9 protein-coding genes are annotated in these 10,231 nt (G+C 43.7%); 1 reads left to right on the forward strand and 8 read right to left on the reverse strand.

Features of this window, described 5'->3' with window-relative positions; all coding sequences use genetic code 11:
- Positions 1-10: 10 nt before the first annotated feature.
- Positions 11-3,058 carry a formate dehydrogenase-N subunit alpha gene (fdnG, locus tag M1F26_RS19455; protein ID WP_094961978.1) on the reverse strand — a complete coding sequence of 1,016 codons (3,048 nt, stop codon included), beginning with the start codon at positions 3,056-3,058 and terminating at the stop codon, positions 11-13.
- 174 nt (positions 3,059-3,232) lie between these two features.
- On the opposite strand from fdnG, the gene fdhD reads away from it, so the two are divergent.
- Positions 3,233-4,063 carry a formate dehydrogenase accessory sulfurtransferase FdhD gene (gene fdhD, locus M1F26_RS19460; protein ID WP_036959175.1) on the forward strand — a complete coding sequence of 277 codons (831 nt, stop codon included), beginning with the start codon at positions 3,233-3,235 and terminating at the stop codon, positions 4,061-4,063.
- A 10-nt stretch (positions 4,064-4,073) separates the two neighbouring features.
- On the opposite strand, the gene M1F26_RS19465 is transcribed toward fdhD, so the two are convergent.
- The 7 genes from M1F26_RS19465 to rpmH form a co-directional block, all read right to left on the reverse strand.
- A complete protein-coding gene (locus M1F26_RS19465) occupies positions 4,074-5,393 on the reverse strand; it encodes a type II toxin-antitoxin system HipA family toxin (RefSeq protein ID WP_140172675.1) in 1,320 nt (439 codons plus the stop codon).
- Positions 5,393-5,650 carry a helix-turn-helix domain-containing protein gene (locus M1F26_RS19470; protein ID WP_140172676.1) on the reverse strand — a complete coding sequence of 86 codons (258 nt, stop codon included), beginning with the start codon at positions 5,648-5,650 and terminating at the stop codon, positions 5,393-5,395. Before M1F26_RS19470 ends, M1F26_RS19465 begins: the two co-directional genes overlap by 1 nt.
- A gap of 322 nt (positions 5,651-5,972) precedes the next feature.
- Positions 5,973-7,337: a tRNA uridine-5-carboxymethylaminomethyl(34) synthesis GTPase MnmE gene (mnmE, locus tag M1F26_RS19475; protein ID WP_004906223.1), complete on the reverse strand. Its 1,365-nt coding sequence runs from the start codon at positions 7,335-7,337 to the stop codon at positions 5,973-5,975.
- 101 nt (positions 7,338-7,438) lie between these two features.
- Positions 7,439-9,088: a membrane protein insertase YidC gene (gene yidC, locus M1F26_RS19480; protein WP_004906225.1), complete on the reverse strand. Its 1,650-nt coding sequence runs from the start codon at positions 9,086-9,088 to the stop codon at positions 7,439-7,441.
- Between the two features lie 2 nt (positions 9,089-9,090).
- Positions 9,091-9,351: a membrane protein insertion efficiency factor YidD gene (gene yidD, locus M1F26_RS19485; RefSeq protein WP_036959180.1), complete on the reverse strand. Its 261-nt coding sequence runs from the start codon at positions 9,349-9,351 to the stop codon at positions 9,091-9,093.
- Positions 9,315-9,674 (reverse strand): ribonuclease P protein component, encoded by a 360-nt coding sequence (gene rnpA, locus M1F26_RS19490; protein ID WP_004906229.1) that lies wholly within the window; start codon positions 9,672-9,674, stop codon positions 9,315-9,317. Before rnpA ends, yidD begins: the two co-directional genes overlap by 37 nt.
- Before the next feature lie 21 nt (positions 9,675-9,695).
- Complete coding sequence (gene rpmH, locus M1F26_RS19495) at positions 9,696-9,839, reverse strand: 50S ribosomal protein L34 (RefSeq protein ID WP_004906236.1); 144 nt, start codon at positions 9,837-9,839, stop codon at positions 9,696-9,698.
- Between the last annotated feature and the right edge of the window lie 392 nt (positions 9,840-10,231).

A 10,231-nucleotide genomic window follows, 5' to 3' on the forward strand; every position in this document is an offset into this window, starting at 1 on the left:
ATTTATCTCCTTACACCTTTTCCACATTGACAAGGAACGATTTAAATTCCGGTGTCTGAGTATTCGCATCACCCACAAACGGCGTTAACGTGTTCGCGATAAAGCCTTTCACAGCCAAACCTTCAAAGCCCCAGTGAATAGGAATACCGATTGTATCGATATCTTTACCTGCCACTTTCAGCGTATGAATACGTTTGGTGACCACGGCTTTCGCTTTGATATAACCGCGTTTAGAGCTGACTTTCACCGTATCGCCTTGTTTAATACCTTTTTCATTCGCCAGACGCTCACCAATTTCAATGAACTGCTGTGGCTGAATGATGGCATTTAGCAAAGCATGTTTTGTCCAATAGTGGAAATGTTCAGTCAAGCGATAAGTGGTTCCCACATAAGGGAATTCTGTCGCTTTACCCATTTGGGCCCAGTCGTCTTTAAACACACGAGCCGCAGGGTTTGACACAACTTTCGGGTGCAGTGGATTGGTATCCAATGGCGTTTCAATTGGTTCATAGTGCTCTGGGAATGGGCCTTCGGCCATTTTATCCAGTGCGAATAGACGCCCCATACCTTCCGGTTGCATGATAAACGGACCAACACCACTTCCCGGCGCGGCATTGCTATAGTCAGGAATATCCATTCCTATCCATTTGCTACCATTCCACTCGAGGATTTGGCGTTTTGGATCCCATGGTTTACCCATTGGGTCTGCTGATGCACGGTTATAAATCACACGGCGGTTCAGAGGCCACGCCCATGCCCAACCTAATGTATTCCCCAGACCTGTTGGGTCAGAGTTATCACGGTTAGCCATTTGGTTGCCTTTTGGCGTCCAGCTACCTGTAAATATCCAGCAGCCACTCGCGGTGGTACCGTCATCACGTAACTGTGCAAACGAGCTAAGCAGCTCACCTTTTTTCGCAATAACGTTGCCATCAGCATCTTTCAAGTCAACTAAAGCATAGCCATTGTTTTCTTGAGCAACTTCTTCTGGCGTTGGGTTATCGCGGTCGAAGTAATTCCAAGTCATACTTAGAACTTGTTCAGGTACCGCACCGCCTTCAGAGGCATACAGTTGGCGTAAACGGTGGAAAATACCAGACAGGATTTCACCATCACTGATAGCTTCACCTGGGGCATCCGCACCTTTCCAGTGCCATTGCAACCAACGCGCTGAGTTCACAATCGAACCATTTTCTTCAGCAAAACAGCAAGATGGCAGACGGAATACGGTAGTTTGAATTTCTGCTGGGTTCACATCATTCATTTCGCCGTGGTTTTGCCAGAAATTCGACGTTTCGGTGTTCAGCGGGTCAACGGTGATTAAATACTTCAGCTTAGAAAGCGATTTAATAACTTTGTTTTTATTCGGGAATGACGCTACTGGGTTAAAGCCTTGGCAGATATAGCCATTCACTTCCCCTTTATCCATCATTTCGAAATAACGCAGTACATCGTAGCCTTGATCCCATTTCGGTAATAAATCAAAGCCCCAATTATTTTCTTTCTGCGCTTTATCGCCATAGAATGTCTTCATCAAACTAACAAAGAATTTCGGGTAGTTACCCCAATAGTTTACCTGGCCTTCAACCGTCGCTTTTGGCGTGTTTGCAGCTAAGTAACTTTCTAATGTCGTTTGTTTTTCTGATGGTAAGGTCAAATAACCCGGCAAGCTTTGTGACAATAAGCCTAAGTCAGTCAAACCTTGGATATTGGAGTGTCCACGCAGGGCATTTACACCACCACCTAACATCCCCATATTACCCAGCAGTAATTGGATCATCGCCATGGTACGGATATTTTGCGCACCCACAGTATGTTGAGTCCAACCTAATGCGTATAAGAACGAGGCTGTTTTATCTTTAGCACTGGTTTCAGCCAAATACTCACAAACTTGTAGGAAGTCTTTGATCGGCGTACCACAGATATTATTCACCACTTCAGGTGTATAACGGCTGACGTGCTCTTTTAATAGGTTTAACACACAGCGTGGATGTTTCAGAGTCGGATCGCGCAGCGCAAGGCCGTTTTCATCCATCTCATAGTTCCACGTGGTTTTGTCGTATTGACGTTTTTCTTCGTCATAACCTGTGAACAAGCCGTCATCAAAACCATAATCTTCACGAATAACTAAACTGGCGTTGGTATACGCTTCCACGTATTCACGCTGAATTTTTTCATTATCCAGTAAGTATTTGATAACACCTGATAAGAACGCGATATCTGTACCCGAACGGATAGGCGTGTAAAAATCCGCCACTGCCGCTGTACGGGTAAAGCGTGGGTCAATCACAATTAATTTGGCTTTATTATGGATTTTAGCTTCCATCGCCCAGCGGAAACCGACTGGATGCGCTTCTGCCGCATTACCACCCATAACGACAACTAGGTTTGCATTTTTAATGTCAACCCAGTGGTTGGTCATCGCACCGCGACCAAATGTTGGAGCAAGACTTGCTACCGTTGGTCCGTGTCAGACACGCGCTTGGTTATCGACGGCAAGCATGCCGAGAGCGCGGGTAAATTTTTGTGTTACAAATCCACTTTCGTTACTGCCCGCCGATGCGCACAGCATACCAGTGGTCAGCCAACGGTTAACGGTGACACCCTCTTTATTTTTCTCAATAAAGTTCGCATCACGGTCTTCTTTCATTAACTTAGCGATACGGTCAAACGCGTCGTTCCACGTGATACGTTTCCACTCATTGGTACCCGGCTCACGCACTTCTGGGTATTTCAAGCGGCTTTCACTGTGGATGAAATCGATAAGTCCAGCACCTTTCGGACAAAGTGCACCACGGTTTACCGGATGATCCGGGTCCCCTTCAATATGGAAAATGCTCTCTTTTGCATTTTTCGCGCCATCACCGAGGCTGTACATTAACAGCCCACAGCCGACAGAACAGTAGGTACAGGTATTTCTGGTTTCCTTCGCACGCAGTAATTTATACTGGCGCGTTGACGCTAATGCGGTAGCGGGTGCAAAACCCAAAGCCGCTGCAGTCGTACCTGCCATACCGCCAGCGCAGATCTTAAAGAACTGCCTTCTGCTGACTTGCATGGGGATCTCCTCATTTACATTGCTCATGTTTACCTAACGTCAATCGCGATAATCAGGTAAACTGTTCTTATTCAACGTCTTCCTTACGTATCCAGGTTCATTGCCTGGCAAATGGTGTAAATTCTTTTTACCCATAATTAATATTATGTATCATTAATGCTAGGAATTCATCTAATGTATGAAACAAATACTACAAATGACTCCAAATTAATCAAAATGATTGGCTTAAACCAAACAACCGTGCAACAAAAAGGCAACCTTAATTTACCCGTTAATGATTATGTTGCGGAGGAATATCCTGTTGCTTTAGTCTTCAATGGTATATCTCACGTAGTGATGATGGCGACGCCAAAAGATTTGGCGGATTTTGCTATCGGGTTCGCCCTTTCGGAAGGAATAATACAGTCAGGTGATGAAATTCGTGGAATTGATATCGTTGAAGGCTGCAACCGCGGAATTGAAGTACAAGTTGAATTATCTAGCCGCCGGTTTATGGAGTTAAAAGAACGTCGTCGTAATCTAGCGGGGCGTACGGGCTGTGGTATTTGTGGAACAGAACAACTTGAAGAAATTTTCAAACCGATCGCCCCACTACCTTTCACCCAAACCTTTTCTCTCTCGCACCTTGATAATGCATTACATGAATTGAAAAAAGTGCAAGAGATTGGTGCGCTGACAGGTTGTACCCATGCGGCCGCATGGATTTCACCAGAAGGGCAATTAGTCGGTGGATGCGAAGATGTCGGTCGCCATGTTGCACTCGATAAACTTTTGGGTATGAAACATCGCAACCAATGGCAACAAGGTGCAGTACTGGTTTCCAGCCGTGCCAGCTATGAAATGGTGCAAAAGGCGGCCAGTTGTGGCGCTGAAATTTTATTTGCCGTTTCTGCTGCCACCGCGCTTGCTATTGAGGTAGCAGAGAAAGCCAACTTAACGTTAGTTGGATTTTGTCGTCAGGGGAAAGCGACAGTGTTTACGCATGGGAGTCGAATTAAAGATTAAAGGGGCATAATTAGTCCCAGCCTTTATTTAATCTCGCTGCTTTGTGATGTAATCCGGATAGAATTGAGTCTGCGATATGCTCAGGGAAATCTGTGGGTAATTGTTCTCTCACTTTCTTAATAACACTTTCCATTTGCTCACCAAATTCAATTAAGATTTTTTCCATCTCAGCACGATCAAATCCAACGGCTTTGGCCGTTGAAAAAAAATGTCTTGGGAAAATTTGCTCTATATTGTATTTCATCCCCCTTGTTCCCTTCAACCCCATAGCCAATTTGGCATCTCTAGGGTTAATTCCCCTCCCCCCATAACTAGGATACATGGACAAAATATCGTAAAAAGGTGTTAACTGATAACGGCCTTCAGGTTCAATAAATAATGAAAAATTTTTAGCATGGCCATCCGTCGCTGCAAGTAACCAAAACAAAACCTGGCTCTTCATAAACTGATATCTATCTTTCTCCGCATTTATTGAACCTAATAAGTAATTCATAATTTCAGAAATACCCGGTCCACCATGATTTTGATATTTTCTTGCCGGTGAAATATTCAATGTTTGACAAAAATCTTCTTGTGGTAAACGCATAATCCACGAGGAATCAGAAGAATATTTACGGTCAAAACGTTCAACCGCTAACGCCTTTATTTCACCTACATTTAAAATAAAGCTATAGGGCACATCTAGGCCAAACTCTTTTGCTATCAATAAACATAAATATTCATTTTCTACACTATCCGACATATCTATCGAATAAGAATGGCTTTCTATTTTACCAATGGGAAGTTTAATAATATGGGTAGTTGGAGTCGCATTCTGAGGTAAGCACCAATGCCCATCTAAATAGAGTAATGCGGTTTTCTCTTGAGCGCCCGCAAGTGAGATCCTAAAGTCATCTTCATCTTCAATCATGCCTAAAGGAGCATTCGCTTTATACCCTGTTAATATTTTTTCTAGTTGCTTATTAGATAAAGGTTTATATTCAATTTTTCTGATATTACTGACTCTTTGCCCATCTAGAATGAGTTGTAAAGCCCCCACACTATCCTGACCAATCTTAGATAATAAATCGAAAGGTTGATTTGAATCCGCTTGATAACGACTAACAATTCGATTCCGTATCTCAATATTGTCCGGTAGGAGATTATCAAAAAAATTATAAACTTCGTCTCCTCGATATTCTTGGTGCCTAAGTGGCATTGATAAAGAAATAGGTCGAGCACCTGATGTTTCCAACCAGTGACTATTATATGTAAATTGGTGAGCACCAGTACTTGAACGAATCAAATCCCCAACCAAGTAACCATTCATGTATACATGCAAAGTCGCCATCACCACTCCTCCTTCCATCCGGAGTCTGAATTTGATGAGCCACTTTCATTTCGCGGTTTAATATCGAGTTCTAAATTGAGGGCAGATAAAATCTTAAAAAAGGTTTCTAATTTGGTAGAGTCAGGAGAGAGTTCAAAGCTAGAAACAGTATCTTGCCGAATACCTACTTTACTAGCGACTTTGCTTTGAGATAACTTTTTCATCTCTCTGACATCCTTCATATAAGCACTAAGTTGTCGGGTATTCGTCACTTTCATTTTAAAACCTACCTTATTTTTCACCCTAACAATATTTACACGCTATAACCGGTAAACATTATATTACACGCTATAGCCGGTAATATCAAGATTACACGCTATAGGCGGTAAGACATAAGTTACACGCTATAGCGTGTGAAAAATATATTAATAAGTATGGCCCACAAAACAGTCAGTGCCATACCTTAGCAAGGTAAAGCTTATATATTACTTGGTTGCTAGAACTTAATAGAGAATTAAGGCAGGAAAAATGGAGGGGACCACCGATAAAGCAAACCTACACGTAATACCGTGTAGGTTATAGACGATAGATGATACCGTATCACTTCCCAATACAAAAACTTGAGAAAATACGGCCTAATAAATCATCAGAAGTAAATTCACCCGTGATTTCGCTAAGTTCCTGCTGAGCTAAACGTAATTCCTCCGCCAGTAACTCACCGGAGCGAGCATTCACTAACTGGTCATAGCCCTGTTCAAGGTGAACGGCTGCTGCATTCAGTGCTTGTAAATGACGACTACGAGCAAGGAAACCACCTTCTGTATTACTGTTAAAGCCAATGGCTTCTTTTAGGTGATCGCGCAACAAATCAATGCCTTTTTCTTCGCGTGCGGACAAACGAATTAACGGATAACGAGTATTATCAATAAACTCAACCGGTTCGCCTGTCATATCTGCTTTGTTGCGAATGACGGTGACCGGAAGTTCATCAGGTAAACGCGCCATAAATTCAGGCCAAATCTCTTGCGGCTCCGTAGCATTGGTTGTGGTGCTATCTACCATAAACAGCACATGGTCCGCTTGTTCGATTTCTTTCCAAGCACGCTCAATACCAATTCGTTCCACTTCATCACTGGCTTCACGTAAGCCTGCGGTATCAATGATATGCAATGGCATGCCATCAATATGAATATGTTCACGTAACACATCACGCGTCGTTCCCGCAATATCCGTCACAATCGCAGCTTCACGGCCCGCCAATGCATTTAGCAAGCTCGATTTTCCTGCATTTGGGCGCCCAGCAATAACTACCTTCATGCCTTCACGCAATAAACTGCCTTGGCGTGCTTGGGAGCGAACTTGTTCTAAATCTGCCACGACTTCGTTGAGTTTAGCTTCGATTTTGCCATCAGACAGAAAATCGATTTCTTCATCTGGGAAATCGATGGCGGCTTCCACATAGATGCGCAAGTGAGTGAGTGCTTCCACCAATTGGTGAATATGGGAAGAAAAAGCCCCTTGTAACGAATTCATCGCTGAACGTGCCGCTTGCTCTGAACTCGCATCAATCAAGTCAGCAATCGCCTCAGCTTGCGCTAAATCGAGCTTATCATTTAAAAATGCACGTTCAGAAAACTCACCTGGATTCGCGATACGAATGCCATCAATCGTTAATATTCTTCTTAACAATAAATCAAGAATAACAGGGCCACCGTGTCCTTGTAACTCAAGGACATCTTCTCCCGTAAATGAATTTGGTCCAGGGAAGTAAAGCGCAATACCTTGGTCAAGAACAGAGCCTTCCTCATCACGAAATGGCAGGTAGTCCGCATAACGTGGTTTAGGGAGTTTTCCTAGCACGATTTCAGCAACTTGTGCCGCTTTCGGGCCAGATACACGTAAAATACCGACACCACCACGACCGGGAGGTGTTGCCTGTGCGACGATAGTATCGTTGATTTGCATGATGTTTCTCTGTCATTCCTATAAAAAAATTAAGGCGGTCATTAAATGGCCGCCTTAATATTATATCGATAGCTGAGCAGAAGGCTCACCTAAAATTCAATTTATTTCTTTTCTTTCTTATCGCGACTATGCAGACCACGTTTTTCCAGACCACGGTAAATCACTTGTTGCTGGATGATGGTTACTAAGTTACTCACGATATAATACAGAACCAGACCTGATGGGAACCACAGGAAGAAGATAGTGAACACGACTGGCATGTACGTCATAATCTTCTGTTGCATAGGGTCAGTCACAGCGGTCGGTGACATTTTCTGAATCACAAACATTGTCACACCCATCAATACAGGCAGGATGTAGTACGGGTCTTGTGCAGACAAGTCTTGAATCCAACCAAAGAACGGTGCGTGGCGCAGTTCAACAGAACCCATCAACATATAGTAAAGTGCAAGGAAGATAGGCATTTGAATCAGCAGAGGTAAACAGCCACCCAGTGGGTTTACTTTTTCTGCTTTATACATCGCCATCATTTCTTGGCTCATACGTTGTTTGTCATCACCAATACGCTCACGCATTGCAGCCAGTTTTGGTTGCAGTAAACGCATTTTCGCCATCGAGGTGTACTGTGCTTTAGTCAGCGGGTACATAATACCACGAACGATAAAGGTAATAACGATGATGGCAATACCCCAGTTACCCACAAAACCGTGAATGAATTTCAGCAGTTTAAACAGTGGCTGAGAGATAAACCATAACCAACCATAATCAACGGTTAAGTCTAAATGTGGTGCAACTGCGGCCATTTCAGACTGAATTTCAGGACCAACCCATAATGTTGATGAATAAGTACCTGCACCATTAGCTGCGATAGTCATTGGTTCACTCTTATAACCAATGATGGCAGACTTTTTATCTAGGTCGATGGTATAGAAAGTGCTCTTTTCTGCACTTGCAGGGATCCACGCCGTTGCAAAATATTGTTGCAACATTGCCACCCAGCCACCTTTAGTGGTCAAGTCGAGGTTTTTATCTTCGATGTCGCCAAAGCTATATTTTTTATAGTTGTTTTCATCAGAAGAATACGCCGCACCACGATAAGTATGCAGAGCAAAGTTACTGCTACCGGTATCACGCTCTTTTGGTAACTCGATAGTTTGTTTTAACTGACCGAAGAAAGCGAGGCTCAGTGGTTGAGCTGTTGGGTTTTGAATACTGTATTCAACTTCAACAGTATATTGGCCACGTTTTACAATGTACGTTTTCTGATACACAACACCGTTGTTATCAGTAAATGTCATTGGTACGCGCAAGACGTCTTGGCCTTTCTCTAATGTGAAAGTTGTAGAATCTGCGCTATACAGCGGACGTTCACCATTATTATTTGCTGGGTTGTCTGGGCCATGAAGACCAATCAAACCACTTTGTGCCTGATAGACAAAACCTGGGTTAGTTTCCAGTAAACGGAAAGGGCTTTCCGAATGAAGGGTCGCAGGATAGGCTAACAGGTCAGCCTCATCGATATCACCACCACGAGTATTGATGCGAATATCCAGTACATCAGTCTTGACTGTGATGAGCTTACCTTGCCCACTGCCAGTTACGGCTTGAGCATCACTGCTTGGCATATCCGCTTGTTGCGAAGTTTGAACAGTTTTAACGTCCTGAGCAACTTTATCGCTCTCCCAGGCCTGCCAAACTAAGAACGACACGAACAACAAAGCGATGAGTAGAAGATTGCGTTGCGAATCCATCGTTATAATTCTCTATTATCATCAGTTTTTCTAGGTGGGACAGGATCATCTCCACCAGCGTGTAAAGGGTGGCATTTTAATACGCGTTTCGCCGTTAACCAACTCCCTTTTAGCATACCAAACCTGCGCAATGCCTCAATTCCGTAATTTGAACAAGTAGGATTGAAGCGACAACGAGGCCCTAACAACGGGCTAATTGCCAGTTGGTAGCCTCTGATCAGCATGATCAGGATTTTTGAGCCAAGCGACGGTGACGACGCCATAACTTATCCAATGCTTCCGTGATCTGTTGATTGTCCAGATTAGCGACCCCTTTCCTTACCAATACCACAAAATCCATTGAAGGCAACTCATGTTGATGCAGACGAAAATATTCACGCGCTAACCGTTTAATACGATTTCGCTCATGAGCTCGTTTAACATTTTTTTTAGCGATGGTAAGACCGATGCGGGGATGCCCCAGCTCGTTTAGGCGACCAAGGATTGTTATCTCTGGGGAACTCGCCCTCTGCGGCTGCTTAAAGACATTATCGAAATGCCTGGGAGTTAACAAACGTAACTCCCGGGTAAAAGCGAGCGTAACCACTTGAATAGAGGGCTAGCTTTATTACTTAGATGAAACGGTCAGACGAGCGCGGCCTTTAGCACGACGGCGAGCCAGAACCTGACGACCATTTTTAGTGGCCATACGAGCACGGAAACCGTGTGAACGGTTGCGCTTCAGTACGGACGGTTGAAAAGTGCGTTTCATAACGATTTCTACCTAACTTTTAAATTTATTACTGATTCAGTAAACGCGTTGGCAACCAGTGGAAACTGATTTACACCTGTGCCTCTATCGCAACAATATAGAAAGAGGCAGGATTGTAATAAAACATAGGGGGTCACGTCAATGAAATGACGCAATCAAACCACTTTTATTTATAGCCTGGCTGACCGGTTTGCCGACATATGTTGTGACAGCCGACGAATGATTACATCCGCATACTGGCTGAAAACCTGCTTTTGCCCCCGCCCTGCCTAACATTAACGTTAAAATAGAGCGATATAGCCCAACAAGTTTACCTCAGTTTCGTGTAAAAATCACATCAGTACTGTACACAGGGAGGAAGATTATACGGACTCCGCCCCAAAGCGCAAGGA

The organism is Providencia sp. PROV048, assembly GCF_033688165.1.
GTDB lineage: Bacteria > Pseudomonadota > Gammaproteobacteria > Enterobacterales > Enterobacteriaceae > Providencia > Providencia hangzhouensis.